20 protein-coding genes and 1 riboswitch are annotated in these 18,342 nt (G+C 43.4%); of the genes, 10 read left to right on the top strand and 10 right to left on the bottom strand.

Annotated elements, in window-relative coordinates:
* Positions 1 to 5 precede the first annotated feature (5 nt).
* From Ga0451573_RS00335 to Ga0451573_RS00320, 4 genes are all read right to left on the bottom strand, one after another.
* Complete coding sequence (locus Ga0451573_RS00335; RefSeq protein WP_231681878.1) at positions 6 to 1,121, bottom strand: Ger(x)C family spore germination protein; 1,116 nt, start codon at positions 1,119 to 1,121, stop codon at positions 6 to 8.
* Positions 1,111 to 2,208, bottom strand: a complete 1,098-nt coding sequence (locus tag Ga0451573_RS00330; protein ID WP_231681877.1) for a GerAB/ArcD/ProY family transporter — start codon at positions 2,206 to 2,208, stop codon at positions 1,111 to 1,113. The genes Ga0451573_RS00335 and Ga0451573_RS00330 overlap by 11 nt, the downstream gene beginning before the upstream one ends.
* 33 nt (positions 2,209 to 2,241) lie before the next feature.
* The gene (locus tag Ga0451573_RS00325; protein WP_231681876.1) at positions 2,242 to 3,759 is read right to left on the bottom strand and encodes a spore germination protein; all 1,518 of its coding nucleotides are present in this window, start codon (positions 3,757 to 3,759) and stop codon (positions 2,242 to 2,244) included.
* 143 nt (positions 3,760 to 3,902) lie between these two features.
* Positions 3,903 to 4,763, bottom strand: a complete 861-nt coding sequence (locus tag Ga0451573_RS00320; protein WP_231681875.1) for a YitT family protein — start codon at positions 4,761 to 4,763, stop codon at positions 3,903 to 3,905.
* 233 nt (positions 4,764 to 4,996) lie between these two features.
* On the opposite strand from Ga0451573_RS00320, the gene Ga0451573_RS19955 reads away from it, so the two are divergent.
* The 5 genes from Ga0451573_RS19955 to Ga0451573_RS00295 all read left to right on the top strand — a co-directional run bounded on the left by Ga0451573_RS19955 (position 4,997) and on the right by Ga0451573_RS00295 (position 8,771).
* Positions 4,997 to 5,146 (top strand): MerR family DNA-binding transcriptional regulator, encoded by a 150-nt coding sequence (locus Ga0451573_RS19955; RefSeq protein ID WP_331459370.1) that lies wholly within the window; start codon positions 4,997 to 4,999, stop codon positions 5,144 to 5,146.
* Complete coding sequence (locus Ga0451573_RS00310; protein WP_231681874.1) at positions 5,121 to 5,372, top strand: hypothetical protein; 252 nt, start codon at positions 5,121 to 5,123, stop codon at positions 5,370 to 5,372. The genes Ga0451573_RS19955 and Ga0451573_RS00310 overlap by 26 nt, the downstream gene beginning before the upstream one ends.
* A 42-nt stretch (positions 5,373 to 5,414) precedes the next feature.
* The gene (locus Ga0451573_RS00305; protein WP_231681873.1) at positions 5,415 to 6,707 is read left to right on the top strand and encodes a hemolysin family protein; all 1,293 of its coding nucleotides are present in this window, start codon (positions 5,415 to 5,417) and stop codon (positions 6,705 to 6,707) included.
* A gap of 196 nt (positions 6,708 to 6,903) precedes the next feature.
* A complete protein-coding gene (locus Ga0451573_RS00300) occupies positions 6,904 to 8,304 on the top strand; it encodes an FMN-binding glutamate synthase family protein (protein WP_231681872.1) in 1,401 nt (466 codons plus the stop codon).
* Positions 8,305 to 8,321: 17 nt separating this feature from the next.
* On the top strand, positions 8,322 to 8,771 hold the full coding sequence (locus Ga0451573_RS00295) for a ferritin family protein (protein WP_231681871.1): 450 nt from the start codon (positions 8,322 to 8,324) through the stop codon (positions 8,769 to 8,771).
* Positions 8,772 to 8,823: 52 nt separating this feature from the next.
* On the opposite strand, the gene Ga0451573_RS00290 is transcribed toward Ga0451573_RS00295, so the two are convergent.
* The 4 genes from Ga0451573_RS00290 to Ga0451573_RS00275 form a co-directional block, all read right to left on the bottom strand.
* Positions 8,824 to 9,225: a helix-turn-helix domain-containing protein gene (locus tag Ga0451573_RS00290; protein ID WP_231681870.1), complete on the bottom strand. Its 402-nt coding sequence runs from the start codon at positions 9,223 to 9,225 to the stop codon at positions 8,824 to 8,826.
* Between the two features lie 31 nt (positions 9,226 to 9,256).
* Positions 9,257 to 9,604: an ArsR/SmtB family transcription factor gene (locus Ga0451573_RS00285; protein WP_231681869.1), complete on the bottom strand. Its 348-nt coding sequence runs from the start codon at positions 9,602 to 9,604 to the stop codon at positions 9,257 to 9,259.
* Positions 9,605 to 9,789: 185 nt separating this feature from the next.
* A complete protein-coding gene (locus tag Ga0451573_RS00280; protein WP_231681868.1) occupies positions 9,790 to 11,370 on the bottom strand; it encodes an S-layer homology domain-containing protein in 1,581 nt (526 codons plus the stop codon).
* Positions 11,371 to 11,500: 130 nt separating this feature from the next.
* A riboswitch (cyclic di-GMP riboswitch) is annotated at positions 11,501 to 11,584 on the bottom strand.
* Positions 11,585 to 11,734: 150 nt separating this feature from the next.
* Entirely contained in the window at positions 11,735 to 12,013 is a 279-nt protein-coding gene (locus tag Ga0451573_RS00275) for a YqhV family protein (protein WP_231681867.1), read from the bottom strand.
* A gap of 150 nt (positions 12,014 to 12,163) precedes the next feature.
* Between Ga0451573_RS00275 and Ga0451573_RS00270 the strand changes: the two genes are divergently transcribed.
* The 4 genes from Ga0451573_RS00270 (at position 12,164) to Ga0451573_RS00255 (ending at position 15,907) form a co-directional block, all read left to right on the top strand.
* Positions 12,164 to 13,534 (top strand): MFS transporter, encoded by a 1,371-nt coding sequence (locus tag Ga0451573_RS00270; RefSeq protein WP_231681866.1) that lies wholly within the window; start codon positions 12,164 to 12,166, stop codon positions 13,532 to 13,534.
* A gap of 132 nt (positions 13,535 to 13,666) precedes the next feature.
* Positions 13,667 to 14,503, top strand: a complete 837-nt coding sequence (gene comA / locus Ga0451573_RS00265) for a phosphosulfolactate synthase (protein WP_231681865.1) — start codon at positions 13,667 to 13,669, stop codon at positions 14,501 to 14,503.
* Between the two features lie 5 nt (positions 14,504 to 14,508).
* Positions 14,509 to 15,261: a 2-phosphosulfolactate phosphatase gene (locus Ga0451573_RS00260; RefSeq protein WP_231681864.1), complete on the top strand. Its 753-nt coding sequence runs from the start codon at positions 14,509 to 14,511 to the stop codon at positions 15,259 to 15,261.
* A gap of 193 nt (positions 15,262 to 15,454) precedes the next feature.
* A complete protein-coding gene (locus Ga0451573_RS00255) occupies positions 15,455 to 15,907 on the top strand; it encodes a DUF441 domain-containing protein (protein ID WP_231681863.1) in 453 nt (150 codons plus the stop codon).
* Between the two features lie 43 nt (positions 15,908 to 15,950).
* Here the strand turns inward: Ga0451573_RS00255 and Ga0451573_RS00250 are convergent, their stop codons facing one another.
* Together Ga0451573_RS00250 and Ga0451573_RS00245 are read right to left on the bottom strand one after the other, a co-directional pair.
* Positions 15,951 to 16,571 carry a DUF3786 domain-containing protein gene (locus tag Ga0451573_RS00250; protein ID WP_231681862.1) on the bottom strand — a complete coding sequence of 207 codons (621 nt, stop codon included), beginning with the start codon at positions 16,569 to 16,571 and terminating at the stop codon, positions 15,951 to 15,953.
* Between the two features lie 66 nt (positions 16,572 to 16,637).
* The gene (locus Ga0451573_RS00245) at positions 16,638 to 17,033 is read right to left on the bottom strand and encodes a PilZ domain-containing protein (RefSeq protein WP_231681861.1); all 396 of its coding nucleotides are present in this window, start codon (positions 17,031 to 17,033) and stop codon (positions 16,638 to 16,640) included.
* A gap of 103 nt (positions 17,034 to 17,136) precedes the next feature.
* Here Ga0451573_RS00245 and iadA point away from each other — a divergent pair, with 103 nt between their 5' ends.
* The gene (gene iadA, locus Ga0451573_RS00240) at positions 17,137 to 18,321 is read left to right on the top strand and encodes a beta-aspartyl-peptidase (protein ID WP_231681860.1); all 1,185 of its coding nucleotides are present in this window, start codon (positions 17,137 to 17,139) and stop codon (positions 18,319 to 18,321) included.
* The last annotated feature ends 21 nt before the right edge of the window (positions 18,322 to 18,342 follow it).

Genomic DNA, 18,342 nt, shown 5'->3' with positions numbered 1-18,342 from the left:
TTTCCTTACCTGAATAATCCAGTCTCTTTTATTGTGAATTTTGTCTCAACATTAAATTTTGCCCCGGGATAGACCTTGTACCAATCAATATTTTTCCACTGTCCGGGATATTCAATCCTTACCTTATCGCCAAAACCTACCGGGTCTGAGTCTAAACCCTGTAGTTTTGCTAACAGGTTTTCGATTTTTCTTTTAATTAACATCTCACCCTGTTTTTCAATTTCCTTTTTTTCTTTTAGAAGAATTTCCCGGTGAGGGACATTTTCTACCAATATCCCTTGAATCTTAGACTTAACATCAAAAGTAAGTATTCCCTCAGACGACACTTTTGTCGTTATATCAGTTTTTGAACGAACATTCTTAAAAGCCTTATAATTGTTTTCTCCCATGGGGAATGTTTGGTATCCCACATCTGTACCCCTGATTGTGGCAAGTGTCTGGGTCTCATCCATAGACAACTCGCCAACCATACGGTTGCGGGAAAATACCGCCGTGCCCGCTATTTTATAATTGTTTTGTGATTGTTCAATCATCGGAATATAAATATCACCTGCTTTTTTGTCAATAATAGAATTAACCTTCCACAAGTCTACCGGGATAGCAAATGATCTCTTAAACGGTGACTGGGCAAAAAAATCCACGTAGTTACCTATAGGGTCATTAGCATTGTTTTTCATGTCGAAGAGTTTTACAGGGTCAGTTTTTGTAATCAGAACCTTTGTCTTTGGGGGTACCAGCGGTATCCTCCCGATAAAATCTAAAAGGTCATTGATATTCTCACGGGCAAACTTGTCTGAAAGCACAATAGCCCTGATTTGGCCGAAGAAAATATCTCTCTCTACATTGGATTGAATTTGGGCCCAAGCCTCAACAATTGAATCGCCTTCTCCGGATAAAACGAAATTACGTTTCTCAAACTGCTGTAGAGTCCCGACATTGGGCGGCACCTGCGTACCGGGAACGACTAAAGCAATACCCATTTTAACCTTCTTGGGGTTTCCAAGGCCAAAAAATACTGCGTTTGCGATTCCCCTGCGGTTCACTTCTTGGACGTCCCAACACCCAACCAGTAACGGAACCAGCAATGTAATAACGATAAGCGCTAAAACTCTACGAAACATTTTTAAACCCCTGGTTTCTTAACAGCGCCACAAGCAATATGACTGAAGGCAGGCCAAGCGTCAGAGCAAGACCGGCAATGCGAAGATACGGGAAAATATAACGCACATCAATTACTCCGGAAGGCAGCATAATCAAGAAATAAGTAACGGGAAAAAGAATAAGGGTAAACCACTTATAATTTAACACCTTTAACAACTCGGACATCCCCTCTGACAGGATATAGTAAAAGAACCCCGTTCCAACCAAAGCCTGGCTCAACCAGGTCGCCCCAAAAAACAACCCAAAGGATTGCAGCGCAAAAGGCAGGTTAGCCTTTCTGGTTAGTTCTAAAGTCGCCCAACTGTACCGCGAGATCCCTGGAGCGCTGTAGTTGCCTATTCCACTAAGAATAACCAAAAAAATAACGGCAAAAACCAGTGCAGTTGCCCCAGTTATAACCTTAAAACTTTTTTGTTTTTCCGTCAGGTATGGATAAATCATCAATACTGTCAGCAGCGGAATAAACGGGTAAAACATATGCAGCGACCCATAAGGTATTTTGAACCCGTCGATTAAAAAGATTGGTCGGATATTATCCAGTTGAAAGTTTTGAAAAGAAAACAATATCGCCAATATACCAAAAAGAAAGGTTACCGGAAAAATGAATGCCGCCAGCCTGGTGAGCCCTTCAATACCCTGGTGAGCTATATAAGCAGCAACTCCCAGGAAAACAAAAATTGATACCCACATCGGTGTCCTGCTGAGAAAATAAACACTGATTTCTTCCGAAATGGCTCTGCTGGCCCAAATCATTAACACCATGATAAATCCAAGATAAATTAAACCCAGGAACTTCCCCGTAAAAGTACCAAAAACTTCCGGCAGATATTGTATCACAGACTTTTTGGGAAAACGTTTTCCTAACAAGGTTATTAAGGCTATTACCGGAATCGATATGATAAAAGCCATCAAAAATCCCCAGTAACCGTTATTGCCCATATATTTTGCAGCCACAGATATTGGATGCATTACGCCATAACTGAACATACTGATATACATTACCATGAACAAAAGTCCGGGACCAATCCCTGTTTTCTCTTTTAACATTATGCCTCGTCCTCCCCTTCGGTTTCTCCCAGCCTATCTTCCTGCTGCGGGCGATATGTCGGCGGTCGCCTGTAGCTCAGCCACCAAGGAAGTCTCACCGGAGCATCGGCTATCAACCATCAGGGGCGGCGCCCATGGCGCCAGATATGATACTCCGAATGACTTTAGCCCTGCCATATGCGCCAAAACTATAACTCCTGTCGCTATTACTCCCATAAATCCAAAAATGGCGCCGGCAAAAAACAGGATGTACCGGATCCATCGCCACGCCTGCTCTTTGGCTGGATTAGAAGTCGTAAAGGTAGCCAGGACGCAAAATGCTGCAAGAGCAACAGTTATGCCGGAAACAACACCGGCATTGATAGCCGCTAAACCCATGACGATGCCGCCGCCAACCCCCACGATCATATTCATGTTTGTAGTATATCGCACACTGGCTTCTCTTAGAATTTCATATGCAAACAGAGTTGTGATCATTTCAAAAACCGCCGGAAATGGCATCTGAGTCCGGGCAGACGCTTCCAATTGTACGACCGAAGGAGGCAGCAACTCTGGATTGACTGAAATCATCGAAATATAAAAACCCGGTAGTGTCACAGCAAAAATCGTGCCCGCTGCCTTTATCAGTCTGATTATGGTTCCTGTAATCCAGTTAGAATAAAAATCTTCCTGGGTCTGGTAAAACTCGTTGGAGGTTACCGGTACAATTATATTGAAGTTAGAACGGTCAACCATGATGGCAACTCTTCCCTCCAATATGGCTGAAGCAACCTTATCCGGTCTCTCCGTTTCCTGCACCAGGGGAAAGGGTGTCAACCGCCGGTCGGTAATCAACTCAGCTATGTAACCGCTTTCGAGGATACCATCAATCTTTATCTGCTCAAGCCGTTTATGGACTTCCTTGACAATGTCAGGGTTAGCAACATCGTTGAGATAAACTACGGCTATTTCGGTTTTGGTCCTTTCCCCGATTTTTTTCTTTTCCAGCCTCAGATTAGGGTCTTTGATATATCTTCTAATCAAGCCGATATTATCAGTAATGGTCTCGTTAAAACCTTCCCGCGGGCCTTTAACTGCTCTCTCTGTCTGGGCGTCCTCTATGGACCGGCGGGCAAACCCGGGCAGGGACACTGCAAAAATACTTTTAGAATTGGCAACCAAAACAAGGGCAAATCCTGAAAGTAATCTGTCAATTGCATTATGAAGATCATTTACTTCAATTAATTTTGATGCTGAAAGCAAGAATTTGACTTGTTTTTCGGTAAGTGTCCCTGTATTTCCCTGAATGAACTTGTTCAATGGTTCGATGATGTGCTGACCAAGAAGATTGCTATCCACCAAGGTGTCGAAATACACGGCAACAGCAAAGATTTTAACACCGTCCTCTACCCGGTGGATAAAAAGGTCATCAGGACTGCCGGTAGACTTCAGGATGTTTTCTAAGTTTTCTTCCAGGCTTTTGTTTATTTCTCTATAACGGACAGTACTTGAACTCTTTTTTTCGGAAGCAACTACTTTTTTTGACGCTTTCAGGAATTTATCGAAAAACAAAATTCTAGCCTCCTATAGATAGTATGAGTATTGGTATTATGATTCTTCCTTGAAGTGAACGTTTATGTTATGATAACCAATTTCAGAACAACATATCAAAGTTTGACGGCATAAAAAAAACCCACCAGGTGGGTTTCACAAATTTAGTGAATCGCTCTCTTTTTAAACCTGCCACCCATAACTTCGTGAACATCACTAAAGGTCACAAAAGCATTTGGATCCTTTTCCTCTATAATCGACTTCAGCTTGGCAATCTCCAGCCTGGTTACCACACAGTACAATACACCCTTAAATATCCCTGTGTAAGCGCCTTTCCCCTGAAGGATGGTAACTCCACGGCCCAATCTTGCCATAAGTACTTCTGCTATTTCTTCGGGCTGGTCAGATACAATTATAACAGATTTTGATTCCTCCAGACCTTCCACAGTCACATCAATGACCTTAAAAGCAATGAAATACGCTATAAGTGAATACATTGCTTTATCCCAACCGAAGACTAAACCGGCGCTTGATAAGATAAAGAGGTTAAAGAACATAACAATTTCACCGATGGAAAACCCTGTTCTCTTGTCCAGGATAATGGCTACAATTTCCGTACCGTCAAGGGATCCTCCATAACGGATGATTAGTCCGACACCGATGCCTATAGTAATCCCTCCGAAAACAGATGCCAGTAAAACATCTTTTGTTAAGCCAGGGATAGGGTGAAGAACAGTTACACCTATTGATAATGCCGTAACTGCAAATAAGGTTGACCATACAAAAGTTTTACCTATCTGTTTGTATCCTATCGCCAAAAACGGCAGATTTAAGATGAAAATGAATAAACCTAACGGAAGTTTGGTGAGATGACTGGAGATAATTGATATACCTACCACTCCACCGTCAATTATATTATTTGGGACAAGGAATATTTCTAATCCTATAGAAGTAAATACTGCACCAATCAGCAGAAAAACGTACCTTTTGATTGTTCTCAGGACTATTTTGCTTTTATTAGGCATTTATGACTCCTTTTTATGCTTTTATCATTATTATATAACGAATTTCAGCATTTATCCAGAAGCCATTATCAGCTTGGTAAAACTACTCAACAACCAGCTGCAGTATACCGGTTACATGATCACAAATTTCGGGCAGTTTTTGATTGAGAACAGGGCTTAAACCAAAGTGATAATTATAGTATTGACTAACATAACGCGCTACTGTATATTCATGCTAAGCAGAACAACTTGTCATTATCCATAAAGGGGTTGGTTTATTTGGGGACGCTGTAAAATTCCTCCGGATCGGTGAACTGGCCCGGTTAGCCGGCGTAAGCTCCCGTACCGTAGATTATTACACACAAATGGGCATAATTAATGAAGCAGCACTATTCCCTGCATGAAATCTGTGAACTATTTAAAGAAAATAAAAGCAGCGATTTATTTGAAAAAACTGCAAATATTCGGCGGTATTTGGACAATTTACAAAAAGAAGTAGCCGGACTTTATCCTGCTATCCGTCTCTGCGGGTCAGATGAACAGGTCAGGGTGGTTTCAGCCGATATCATAAATAAGAGTGTACTGGTTCTGCAGGCATTGATGATTATGTTCAATGAACCTATTGATTAATTAAAAAATCTTAAAAGGAGATGTTTTCCCATCGAAAGCTTTATGTGGAGTTTGTTTAAGATATTGGTGGCATTATTCCTGGTAGTTTTAAACGGATTCTTTGTGGCTGCAGAGTTTTCTCTGGTTAAAGTGAGGAAGACCCGCCTGGCAGAACTTGAGGAAAATGGTTCTAAAAAAGCCGCTGTCGCTCTTGATGTAACTTCCAAGCTGGATGCTTATCTATCTGCCTGCCAGTTGGGAATCACGCTCGCCTCCCTGGGATTGGGCTGGCTGGGTGAACCTGCCATTGCCTCACTGCTGGAACCCTTGTTTTCCAATACAATTGGCTGGTCACCTGTTTATACACATACTGTTGCTTTGATTATTGCCTTTTTAATGATAACCTTCCTCCACATTGTCCTGGGTGAACTGGTGCCAAAATCACTGGCAATACAGAGCGCCGAAAAAACTGCTCTGGCAACTGCCGGTATGTTGAAGACATTCTACCGCATTTTTTATCCGGTTATTTTTCTGCTTAACGGCTTGGCCAACTCCATACTGCGGTTATTTGGCATAGCGCCGGCAAACGAAGCAGACCTTGCCCATACTGAAGAAGAACTGCGTATGCTGGTAGATGCCAGTGAGCGTCATGGATTCCTGGACAAAATGGAAAGCACTCTACTGGATAATGTATTTGAATTCTCCGACCGGATAGCCGGCGAAGTCATGGTTCCAAGACAGGACATGATTTGCCTTTATATTCAGGATACAATTGATGAGGCATTGAATGTGATCAAAGAATACGGGCATACCAGATATCCGCTATGTGATGATGATAAGGATAATGTCATCGGGATGATACATGTCAGGGATATGATCTCAATCAGAGACAATCCGGTAAAGGATATTTCCCAATTAAAGCGTGATATTCTAATCGTTCCCGAAGGGGTACCTATTTCCCACCTGGTGCAAAAGATGCGCAGCCAGCGGACTCATATGGCGGTAGTTGCGGACGAGTTCGGTGGTACTGCGGGTTTGGTAACAATTGAAGACCTGTTAGAGGAACTGGTTGGGGAAATATATGATGAATTTGACCGGGAACAGCCTCATATAAAAAAGGTTAATGAAACGGATTATGAGGTCAATGGGCGGGTACTGCTGGAGGATATCTCAGAAATTCTCGGTGTTGAGATTGACGAGGAAGGCATCACAACCATTGGGGGGTATGTTTTCACCCAAATAAGCCGGAAACCCAGAAATGGTGACGAGGTTTCATTTGATGGCTATATATTCCAGGCCGCAGAGGTAGTGGGCTCAAGAATATTAAAAGTAAAGATAATTAAAAAAACACAATGAACAAATAAAAAAAGAGCGGTTCAACTGCCGCTTGCATGGGAGTGTCACATAAGTACCTAACTTATGGGCGCTCCCTTTTTATGGTGATGAAACAAAAACCTCCGCCAATGGTCCGGATTTAAATAAAAGGATACAATTAAGGGAAAGTTAATCATGGAAACATTGGAAAGGGATGTTGGACAGGATGTTTGACAGGATGAACAGCAAGTTATCTGACAGGTTATTAATCTACTCCCTGGGATCGATCCTGGGCTATCAGGCTGTAAAATTGCTGGGCAGGTTAATCTTCAGGGATGTGATAACAGATGCCGCTAAAACGATTATGACTGATTTATATGATGAGAACTTGTGGGAGCTGTTTTCAGCAACAACAAAGTATACGCCTCAGGTGATTGCCGAAACGAACCTGCGGGCACAGGAAGGTAAAGTTATTAAACGTCCTCTGGGTACTCCAAAAAAGTTTCCCGGTCTTGAGCAGGTAATGTTTAATATCAGCCAGCTCCATACAATGCCGACTCCACTGGAAACTCCGGTGAATACAAAGGTTCACATCGGTAAGGCTTGTAAGAGACCCCTGATAATCGATATTCCTGTTATGATAGCCGGGATGGCGTATGGCGCGGCACTGTCGGAAAAAGCTAAAATCGCTCTTGCTAAAGGAGCCGGCATGGCAGGAACCGCAACCAACACCGGAGAAGGACCGTTTCTCCCCAGTGAAAGAAAGGCAGCCAAAAAACTTATTTTACAGTATAACCGGGGCAGCTGGAATAAATCCGATAAAACTATTCGACAGGCAGATGCTGTAGAAATCCAGTTCGGACAGGGGGCAACCGCAGGTACAGGTCACAAAAACAACATAGGTTTCTTTGATTTGAAGCTGCAAAAAGGATTTGGAGTGGGATTGGGCAAAGATGCTGTGCTCCATGCACGTCATGCCGAAATTGAACACCCATCTGAAATCCCCCGGCTTGTCCGCAAGCTGAAAAGTATTGCCGGTGATATTCCTATTGGCGCCAAGATAGGCGCCGGTAAGCATCTTGAAAGCGATCTCAGGTGGCTGGTTAACGGTGGTATTGATTTCGTTACAATAGACGGCGCTGAAGCAGCTACCAAGGGCTCGGCTCCAATCTTGCAGGACGACTTCGGAGTACCCACCGTATTTGCCGTTAACCGGGCTGCAGAATTTTTACGAAAAAATGGGTTAAGTAACAAAGTGTCATTAATTGCATCAGGGAAAATACAAACCCCTGGAGATATCCTGAAGGTACTGGCCTTAGGTGCAGACGCCGCATATATTGGCGGCATTTCTTTGTTTGCGATGTCACATACCCAGGTATTAAAGGCTTTGCCTTTCGAGCCGCCAACTCAAATCGTCTGGTATGATGGAAAATATGCCGTTGATTTTGATGTGGCATCAGGAGCCCAAAGTCTGGCAAAGTATCTTAAATCTTGTAAGGAAGAACTTGTAGAGGGCGTCCGGGCATTGGGGAAGACATCTGCCGCCCAGGTTAATAAGGATGACCTATTTGCCCTGGATGAACTTATTGCTAAAGGCTTGGGGCTTTCAATGGCATATTCGCCGGACATACCTGAATAAAAGGAGGATTCAGCAATATGAAAGATAAAGAACTTATCAGGGAATTAAATAAGATCCTGACACTGGAGCATGGCCACCTGGGTATGTATGAAAACTTCCTGAATCATCGTGACAAGGATACCCGCAGAACCTTCAGAAGGTTTATGGAAATTGAAAAAGAGCACATAAATAAAGTAACAGCCGTTATTTTAAACATGGGTGGAAAACCATCAATTATTGTGGAAAGCGGCGATATCATCGGACAACTGTTTGGTATTACCGTAAATGCTGCCAGTGATCGTGAGGTTATTAAAGCCTACAGTTTTATTGAAAAGAAATCCCACCAGGGGTATAACGATTTTGTCACCAAACTGGAGAATGATTCTGAAATAAGGAACCAGTTCATTGCCGAAATAGCCAGTTCCAATATGGTGGAAGCTCAATTAATGCATCTATGGCTGGAAGACAAATTAAAAACTTTAAATTAGATGACTTAGTTTGATGCTCATTCTGTTTATCCAAAACAGATTATTTCTAGCCTCAGCCTCCGCCGCCGGACTGGTTATTCTGCTCTGGCTCTGTCCCTAGAGATTGCTTTTGAATTTCATTTTCAGGCGGCGGATCACAAATTTCTATGCCTGTGATTCTGATTTTCTGCTGCTGTGCCAGCCTGCTGATAAAAAATATGACACTGTTCTCACTAATCTTTAATTGATCCGCAATTGCAGACGGAGCAGCCTGTTTATTTGCTTTAATAAAATTCAGAACATCCTTTTCTGCTTCGGTAACCCAGTCTTCAAATAAAGCCCTCACTTCGGGAGTTGCATAACTTCCCATTTCGGCTGCTTTGGTTACAGATGAAGTCATCTGGCGGCACATCTCTGAAGGATTAAAGCCAGCGCCAGCCATCGGACCCATTTTACCCATCATGCCCATCATCACATTAAATCCCTCCTTCAAATTTATAATCTTTTTAAGTTTTCTTAAAGAACCATGACGGACAAGAGCAAAATATTTGTGGTCCGTCAAAATTATTATCACCTTCCGAGGTATAGGTCTCACAGGCAGAAAGCAAATCTATCAGGCCGTGATCTTTCAGCCGGTAATAAATAAAAGCTCCCTTCCGTTCAGTTTCAACAAGTCCGGCTTCACGCAATATCCTGAGGTGAAAAGACACTAGTGTCTGGGGTAGTCCGGTATCATTCATTATTCCGGAAACCGAACACTCTGTTTTCCCGATTGCCGATATTATCCTTAAACGGTTAGCGTCAGCTAATATCTTGAGGAATTTTGCAATCCTGTCAATAGCCTCCACACCCATTATATCACCTGCCTTTTACTAGGATTTATCAACATGAGTGTCTATTGATATATGTACTTACTCATATAATATACTTCAAAGCACTATTTGTCAATGATACCGGTCAAAATAATAAGAATATACCTTCCTGAAGTATAAAAAAAAACCCCTGAGCGGGGGTTTTTAACGGAAACTTACCTTAAGAATTACATTTTTTGTTTGTAGCCTTTTTTACCATTATCATTCTGAATATTTACATTGGCTGATACGTCATCGTCATCATCATCATTGTCGTCTTCATCTTCATCATCTTCATCGTTTTCGTCTTCATCATTATTTTCATCATCCTGAACAATTGTTTGGGTTGGCATTGAATAGGCCTTTATGGTTGTTACCTCATTGTCATCATTCAGAGTCAGGATAACGATATCCCCTGCCTCCAAATCCTCAAGCTCAGCATTATCACCGTTTAAGGTAATAGCTGCATCATCTGTGACTGAGTATTCAACAGGAACTGCCGTAATGGCAATTGTTTCAGTAATGTTTTTTTCCTGTTCCTGTTCTTTGGGCTGTTCACCTGATTTTTTGGTATTTTTCAGAGAGCCCATTAACTTGTTTGCGTTTCTGTTACGTTCCTTTTCCTGACCCCAGGTTTTTTCCACAATCTCTATCTTATTATCATCTGCATCAACAGCATAGACAATGCCTTTTACAGTTACCGGAGCCACCTCGATGTAAACAGCAACACCGTTTTTGTCAACTACAAGTTTGGCGGTTACACCGACTGCCACATCACTGAGTTCGGCTTCCTGGTTGTAAACATATATCAGCGCATCTTCAGAGACAGGATATGTAACTGTTCCGGATTCTTCATCCTCATCCTCATCCTCATCTTCATCCTCATCTTCGTCTTCATCTTCATCCTCATCTTCGTCTTCATCTTCATCTTCATCTTCGTCTTCATCTTCGTCTTCATCTTCGTCTTCATCTTCGTCTTCATCTTCGTCGCCTATATCAAGGGTAATGGTGCCCTGGCAGTAGATTGTCTCAGTAATAGAGTCTTCTACAGTTGTGTCATCAGTGGAGACTTCAACTACAGTACCGTCAATGTAAGTCTTTATCTGCCCCGGGATGGGAAGTTCATCTGTTGAGGATCCCAGCATAACTGCTAACTCAGCTCTGGTAACAGGTTTATTGGGCTTGAATGTTTTGTCAGGGAAACCGTTGATAATATTGTTTTTCATTGCCGAGGCTATAAAGCCTGTATCAGAAATTTCAGCAGCATCCTTGAAGGGCAGCAGCACATTTTGCATCTCAGCGGCATCTTCCTCCAAGCCCAGTGCATTTATAATAAGTTTTACAACCCATTCTCTGCTGGCTGCCTTGTTTGACTGAAAATTGCCCGAAATTGATTCTTCCAGGAAACCGTTTTCATAAGCATAGGCTACATGTTTTTTCGCCCACTCAGGAATCTTATCAGCATCTTTGTAAGGCAGCACCACTGAAGCTGAATCTAAATCTGCCACTTCTTCTTCGAGTCCGGCTGCCCTCAGGGTTAAGACAACAGCTTCTGCATGGGTGACGGGTTTGTTAGGCTGGAAAGAACCGTCAGGATAACCCATGATAACATTCTGCGCCTTCATTTTATAGACATGTTTTTGCGCCCATTTTGCCTGATCCATATCCTTAAAATCAACAATACTCTTTTTGGCAACGGCGCCGGTTGTCGCAGTCATCAGGATAAATACGCTAATCATCAAAACTGCTATTATTTTATTTTTTCTCACTAATATCCCTCCCAAATTAATTATTGGTTCAAACTCAATTGAGCTGCCTGTTATCCCTCCTCTCCAAGTTTCCCAACAGAAAACCCTTCACTGTAAATCTCTTCTCTGAAGGGCAGCATTTGAAACGTTCTCTGGCAGCCTGGCAGTCGTGGCAAAATGCCTTAGACCCATAGCTTTGCGTCCCCGGCTTTCACCGGGTTTGCCCCTGCAGATTTTTATTGGGTTTTCTTTGATATAGGATTTTCTTAATTATGAATACGAAAGGTTTTGCCCATTTAATACCGTCGCCATCCGGACATAGGTACATTTTACAGCCTGTTAAAGGTTTGTTTACTTTTTGTTCATATCTTCACGGGTTTGAAACTTAGTGCTCTCTGGAAACTCCAAAAAATATCAGGATTACCCCGGCAAGTATTATCCCGAATTTAACAGGAGAAATCCTGCCACTGAGGCCGCTCAGGCCAATTGCCATGACCACTGCCATTATAGTAGGACCGATTAATGCCAGGATTGCATTAATTTTAAGGGCAGTCTGAATGCTGTCAAATTTAATAAAAAGCAGTGCAGCCGTGAGTTCAATCAGACAAGATAATATCCGCATCATGGCCATTCCGAAAACAATTTTATCTTTTACAAAAAACATTTTCCCCTCCGCAGATTAAGAATATATGTTTTATTTATGCAGCGCTGATATTAATTAGACATTTGGTCTCCTAACCCGGGTTTTTTCTTTTGGAATACGAAGACTGGATTGTTGGGAAAATAGTCTTGCAGATGAAAGGAGAAGTGGAAATTGAAGGCAAAAACCATACCAATCCTTGCGGCTCTAGGGGCAGTGCCTTTTATCATGGTACTTGGAAATTCAATGTTAATTCCGGTGCTTCCTGAAATGCAGAAACAGCTTGGGATTACACAGTTTCAAACGAGTTTGGTAATCTCTATGTTTTCAATTCCGGCAGGTTTGGCAATTCCCTTTGCCGGGTTTTTATCAGATCGCCTGGGGAGAAAAAAAGTCATCGCCCCGTCTTTGCTGATTTATGGAATTGGCGGTCTGATCGCCGGCATTGCCGCACTTTGTATGGAAAGGTGTTATTGGCTGATTATCGCCGGCAGAATTGTCCAGGGTATTGGCGCTGCCGGAACGGCTCCTGTTGCCATGGCCTTGGTGGGAGACATCTTCACCTCAAAGGAAAGGAGTAAGGCTCTGGGATATATTGAGGCTTCCAATGGTCTGGGGAAGGTCGTCAGCCCTATTTTGGGTTCACTTATCGCAATAGTTGCCTGGTTCGCCACTTTTTTCCTGTTCCCCGTCCTTACCGTTCCTATCGCGGTTGCGGTATGGTTTTTGGTAAAAGAACCTGCATCAGGCAATAAACAACAGAGTATCCGCCAGTATTTAAAGTCAGTACTTACGTTGTTTAAAAACAAGGCCGCCTTTTTGATTACAGCATTTATTACCGGGTCTCTGGCCTTGCTGCTGCTGTTTGGCTTGCTGTTTTACCTATCAGACTACCTGGAAGCATCTCTGAAACTGTTTGGGGTAAAAAAGGGCTTCGCCCTGGCAGGACCGGTACTTGCAATGAGTACAACATCCCTGGCTGCAGGAAGTCTTATCAAAAAAAAGGTCTCCCTTATGAAAAAACTGATAATTACCGGTTTAGGCATTATTACTCTCACTCTGGGTGTACTGCCTTTTTTTGAAAACCCATGGTTAAACATTGCGGTGATGTCTGTTACCGGAATCGGTGTAGGGCTGATTTTACCCTGTTTGAATACCCTGATCACCAGTTCTGCCTCCACAGATGAACGGGGAATGATCACATCTCTCTATGGAGGAATAAGATTTTTTGGCGTAGCTGCAGGCCCCCCGCTTTTCGGGCTCCTTGACAGATTCGGCAGATATGTGATGTTCTGGTCCGGTGCAGGTGCAGCCTTAGCTGTTGGAATACTTTGTGTAATAGCCCTCCCGGTCAAAACCCCGGAAAATCAGAAATCTTCTGAAGCGGAGCACCCATCTGCGGTAAGGAAAATCGGGCAGACACTCTTTGATACCGTAACCTTCCGAAACTCTATCGGACAACTGGTAACAAGAAAACCGCTTAATAAAAGCCCGGATAATCCGAAGCCAGAAAAGGAAAGCCAATCTGACAAGAAAACTAAATAATTTATAGATAAAATGATGTTATTGCCACTGTAATTACAGGTGAACAATAACATCATTTTTTAGGTAACCTTAAAAAAGCCCGGTGAATACAATACAATTGTAATAGATTTACCATCCATAAAGAGGAAGGAGATGAAAGCTGTGGCCGGATTTGGTTTGGTGAACCCATGGGAAGGGACCATAGCATTCCCTGATAAAGCCAGGTTATCAAAACCCAGGGCAATAGGCTTAACAATGGTCATGGACAAGGGCTTAGGGTTATCTGAGACTGCAGAATTGCTGTCAGTTGCGGGAGAGTGTATTGATTATATAAAACTGGCTTTTGGTACTTCTGCCCTGTATCCCGGTCAAATACTCAGAGATAAGGTTTCCCTAATCAGATCATGGGGAATTCATGTCTACCCCGGGGGAACATTTCTGGAAATCGCGTCAATCCAGCAGCAAATTGCAGGTTTCCTTGTTAAATGCCGCGAGCTCGGGTTCTCAGCCATTGAAGTTTCCGACGGAACCATCAGTTTAACCCCTGATGAGAGAACAAACATAATAATGCAGGCAAAAGATATGGGATATCACGTACTCAGTGAGGTTGGTAAAAAATCGCCCGTGGAAAGTTCCGGGGTTGAAGAAATTGTGTCCCAGGTGAGCAGTGACCTGAGAGCAGGAGCTGATCAGGTGATTCTGGAGGCCAGAGAGTCAGGAAAAGGAATCGGCATCTTTGATAAAAACGGTGAGATTCGAGATGAATTTTTCAGAAATCTTGCTCGTCATCTCAGAGACATTCCAGGGATTATCTGGGAGGCCCCGCTTAAAAATCAGCAATTAGAGCTTATCAGAACCTTCGGACCCAATGTAAATCTCGGCAATATCCCTCCGGGGGAGGTTCTGGCTCTTGAAGCCCTGCGGGTTGGTCTGCGGAGTGATACTTTAAAAGACATCCTATGCAGACAAATACCCCTGGCCATGGTGTGAACGTTATGAATGTTGATATTATTCCCACGCTGAAGGAAGTAAGGGCTCAGAAAATCTATGGCAAAACTGTCATAGTTTTAGATATCTTCAGGTGCAGCAGCACCATCGTTACCGCACTGGCTAATGGTTGTACCGAAATTATCCCTGCCCTGACCCCGCAGGAAGCAAAAACCATTCTGGAAAAAAACCATCCGGAAAATGTCCTGATTGCCGGGGAAATACGCGGGTCCAAATGCAAGGATTTTGAGACAGGCAACTCACCGCTGGAATTTCAGGAATCGCTGGTAAAGAATAGGACTATTATTCTGACAACTACAAACGGGACTAAAGCCATCAGACACTGTAAGCCCGCAAAGCATGTCCTCATTGGCAGCTTTTTAAATGTCAATGCTGTTTGTTCACGTGCCTTAGGATATCAGAAGGATATCATTATTGTGTGTGCCGGCTCACAGGGCAACATAGCTCTCGAAGATGTGCTGGCCGCAGGATATCATGTTTCCATCCTTAAGAAGCAGATGCCTGATATCAGATTTGGTGAATTGGCCCGAACCTTTTATTACCTGTATCTGTATTTCAGGAATAACCTTAAACAGATATTGTCAACAACCAGGAGCGGAGTTAACCTCCAGAACCTTGGCTGCACAGAAGATATTGAATATTGTCTGCAGGAAAACAAATTCAGGGTTGTGCCGATTTTCAAGAATAATACAATACGATTAACCCAGCCGATAGCGCTGCATATTGAACCCGAATACTAAAATCGGCAGAACAGCTTTAAGAATTTTGGAAACAGTGTGCTCACCCCCTGGCAATTACATATTATCCCTAAATGCTACCGCACCTGCCCTTAGCTGTACTATTACTAAATTAATGGCATAAATTTAAAATGTGTCATATTGTATAAGGAAACAGTTACCGGACTTTTTATGTTACTTAGGGAGGTTCCTTCTCATGTGGGGTGAGACTATTCTTTTATCACTGATAATAATAGGAATCCTGGGAAAGTCCAGTGTATTGGCCACAGCTTCGTGTATTCTGCTGATAATTAAACTGACCCGGCTGTATTCACTTTTCCCTCTTCTCGAAAGGCGCGGTCTCGAGTTAGGGTTAATGTTTTTGATGATTTCGGTACTGGTCCCTTTTGCTACAGGTAAAATATCTCCGGCGGAAATCGCCGGCAGCTTTACAAGTGTCACCGGAGTTGCGGCGATACTGGGTGGCGCGTTAGCTACCTATATGAACGGTCAGGGTCTGAACATGCTCAAATTGGACCCTGAACTTATGGTAGGCCTCGTTGTCGGGGGAATTATCGGTATAGTTATGTTCCGGGGAATTCCCGTCGGCCCTCTTATGGCAGCCGGACTGGCTGCCCTTTTCATTAAGTTTATTCAACTTTTCAGGTAACAAGGTATATATTCAGCAGTTACTTTCATATGTTCCCTCCGGTTTAAATATATTGTTGTCCATTAGTATGCCTCAGTTTTCTGGAAACCTCAGCACCCATTACCCATAATGCTGCTGTAGTCAGGTGAAGTGGGGCTGTGCTGTCAAATAGGATGTTGGCATTGGCTTCAAATTCGTCATCACCGGTCCAGATGCAGACTGCCAGCGGCAGTTTTGAAAAAACCGGAATCACTGCCCCGCAGTCGGCCATGTCAATTGATTGCGCTGAAAACTTTGCGGTCACAGCTCTAAACATATCGAGATTGTGGCCACCCCGGCCAAATGTGTCAGCTAATGGTTTGATGGCTTCTGCCACAAACGGTGCATGATGGTGCGGTCCATCCGGAAGTTGCATGAAGGAAACCCATTTTCCCCGTGGCAGAACCCCACAGGACTGCTGCAGGTACTGTAAAATAAGTACCTGGTCATTGATTACAGGTGTTTCCCGGTAGGCCCATCGCATCTTTCCGGAAGGATACTCTATGGTAACATCATAACCGAGATATTTAAGGTGAATCACTTTTTCCGACTCTTTATATACAGCCCCTGCTTTTGCAGCCATTTCAAACGGATCTGCTGCTGCAAAAAGCCTGACAGCCTCAGAAAACACGTTTATTTGATGCATTAACAAAACCTCCAGACCTGGAAACATAAGGGCGGCAGATATCTAACCGACATCCTGCCACCCTGTTTATTTAAAAAATTTTAGGAACTTATAACTCTCCTTAGTCTGCCTGGCGATATAATTTCTCAGTTTATCCTTTCTGGGACCATGAAGATTTAAAAACTGAACTGCGGTAAGATACCCGGAATCAATCTGTGTATTACGGATAACCCTGGCAAGAATGTGATGGTCGCCATATCCCGGAAGTTCAAATACTACCCTGACCACAATATCTTCAGGAAGGCTGTATTGGGATATAAAGCTCATGCCGTCCTCACCCAAATCATGGCCCTTACCTGGACCGTGTTTGGCGCTCAAATGAGTTATATAACGGCGTTTGTATTTTAGAATCGTAAAATCCACCGGGCGGTCAAAAGGAATGCGGAAGTACCGCCTTGGAAGCAGATTAGTCTTGTTTCTCATGTTCGCCAGCCCCATTAACAATTACTATATGTATCAATTTTACTAAAATCTTACTTTTAATGCTACATTTTTTTTATATTCATTGTAAAAAATATCTGTGGTGGTGATAAATCTGTTTAAGCTAATACTAAACGGCGAACTCTATGCTCCTGAATACCTTGGCAAAAGCGACATTCTGATGGCCGGCGAAAAAATTGCTCTGGTAAACAATGATATTGGAAAAATTACCGGTATCCCTGAGATTGAAGAAGTAGACGCCACAGATTATTTTGTGGTTCCCGGCTTCATCGACCAACATGTTCACATAGCCGGAGGAGGCGGTGAAGGCGGACCCGTAACCAGAACTCCCGAAATAACTGTCAGCAGACTGACAACAGCAGGAATAACCACGGTTGTGGGGCTCTTAGGAGCTGACGGAATAACCAGAAGTGTGGCCGAATTGCTGGCAAAGGCTCGCGCCCTGGAACAGGAGGGACTCTCAGCCTACATCTTTACCGGCGCCTATGAAATCCCAACCCGGACCCTGACCGGCTCCGTAAGGTCTGACCTGGTCCTGATTGACAAGGTCCTCGGTGTTGGTGAAATCGCAATCTCCGACCATCGCTCATCACAGCCAACCCTGGAAATGCTGGTGAAGGTAGCTGCTGAAGCCAGGATTGGCGGACTGCTGGGTAAAAAACCAGGGATTGTGCATGCCCATATCGGTGAAGGGAAACGGGGTCTGGCCTTACTGTTCGACCTGGCCCTAAAAACTGATATTCCCGTGCAGCAGATAATCCCAACACATGTTAATCGTATTAAACGTTTGCTTAGCGACACTGTAGAACTGGTTAAACTGGGGGCTTTTGCTGATCTGACAGCGGGAATATATCCTGAAAACACCTCTCCCGATGCGGTAGAGGTGTGTGATGCCTTAGCATTCCTGATGAAAAAAGGTGTGGATATCGCAAGCTTAACTATTAGCTCTGACGGCAATGGCAGTCTCCCGGCTTTTGATGACCGGGGAAACCTGACAAGCATCCGGGTAGGCTCAGTTAAAGTACTCTGGGAAGATGTCCGGAAAACTGTCCTTAATGAGACCCTTCCTTTGGAAAAAGCCCTGTCCCTGATTACCCGAAATCCAGCCTTGATATTAGGGCTACTGCCTGTTAAGGGAACTATCGCCCCCGGAAGCGATGCTGATATAGTCATGCTGGACAGGGATCTGAACATCCAAAAAGTCTTTGCCCGGGGAAGGCTAATGGTTGACCGCGGCTTCCCGGTTGTTAGAGGGTATTTCGAAAATTAAACATTATATGTTTTTAATACT

Origin of the sequence: Phosphitispora fastidiosa, from assembly GCF_019008365.1 — a bacterium.
Lineage (GTDB): Bacteria > Bacillota > Thermincolia > Thermincolales > UBA2595 > Phosphitispora > Phosphitispora fastidiosa.
Note: the sequence above shows the minus strand (reverse complement) of the source record. Positions and strands in the feature narration are given on the sequence as shown.

Coding starts and splice junctions, on each gene's coding strand:
- Ga0451573_RS00335 (WP_231681878.1), bottom strand. CDS start 1,121: ATGTTTCGTAGAGTTTTAGCGCTTATCGTTATTACATTGCTGGTTCCG.
- Ga0451573_RS00330 (WP_231681877.1), bottom strand. CDS start 2,208: ATGTTAAAAGAGAAAACAGGGATTGGTCCCGGACTTTTGTTCATGGTA.
- Ga0451573_RS00320 (WP_231681875.1), bottom strand. CDS start 4,763: ATGCCTAATAAAAGCAAAATAGTCCTGAGAACAATCAAAAGGTACGTT.
- Ga0451573_RS00310 (WP_231681874.1), top strand. CDS start 5,121: ATGAAGCAGCACTATTCCCTGCATGAAATCTGTGAACTATTTAAAGAA.
- Ga0451573_RS00305 (WP_231681873.1), top strand. CDS start 5,415: ATGTGGAGTTTGTTTAAGATATTGGTGGCATTATTCCTGGTAGTTTTA.
- Ga0451573_RS00300 (WP_231681872.1), top strand. CDS start 6,904: ATGAACAGCAAGTTATCTGACAGGTTATTAATCTACTCCCTGGGATCG.
- Ga0451573_RS00295 (WP_231681871.1), top strand. CDS start 8,322: ATGAAAGATAAAGAACTTATCAGGGAATTAAATAAGATCCTGACACTG.
- Ga0451573_RS00285 (WP_231681869.1), bottom strand. CDS start 9,604: ATGGGTGTGGAGGCTATTGACAGGATTGCAAAATTCCTCAAGATATTA.
- Ga0451573_RS00275 (WP_231681867.1), bottom strand. CDS start 12,013: ATGTTTTTTGTAAAAGATAAAATTGTTTTCGGAATGGCCATGATGCGG.
- comA (WP_231681865.1), top strand. CDS start 13,667: ATGAAAGCTGTGGCCGGATTTGGTTTGGTGAACCCATGGGAAGGGACC.
- Ga0451573_RS00260 (WP_231681864.1), top strand. CDS start 14,509: ATGAATGTTGATATTATTCCCACGCTGAAGGAAGTAAGGGCTCAGAAA.
- Ga0451573_RS00255 (WP_231681863.1), top strand. CDS start 15,455: ATGTGGGGTGAGACTATTCTTTTATCACTGATAATAATAGGAATCCTG.
- Ga0451573_RS00250 (WP_231681862.1), bottom strand. CDS start 16,571: ATGCATCAAATAAACGTGTTTTCTGAGGCTGTCAGGCTTTTTGCAGCA.
- Ga0451573_RS00245 (WP_231681861.1), bottom strand. CDS start 17,033: ATGAGAAACAAGACTAATCTGCTTCCAAGGCGGTACTTCCGCATTCCT.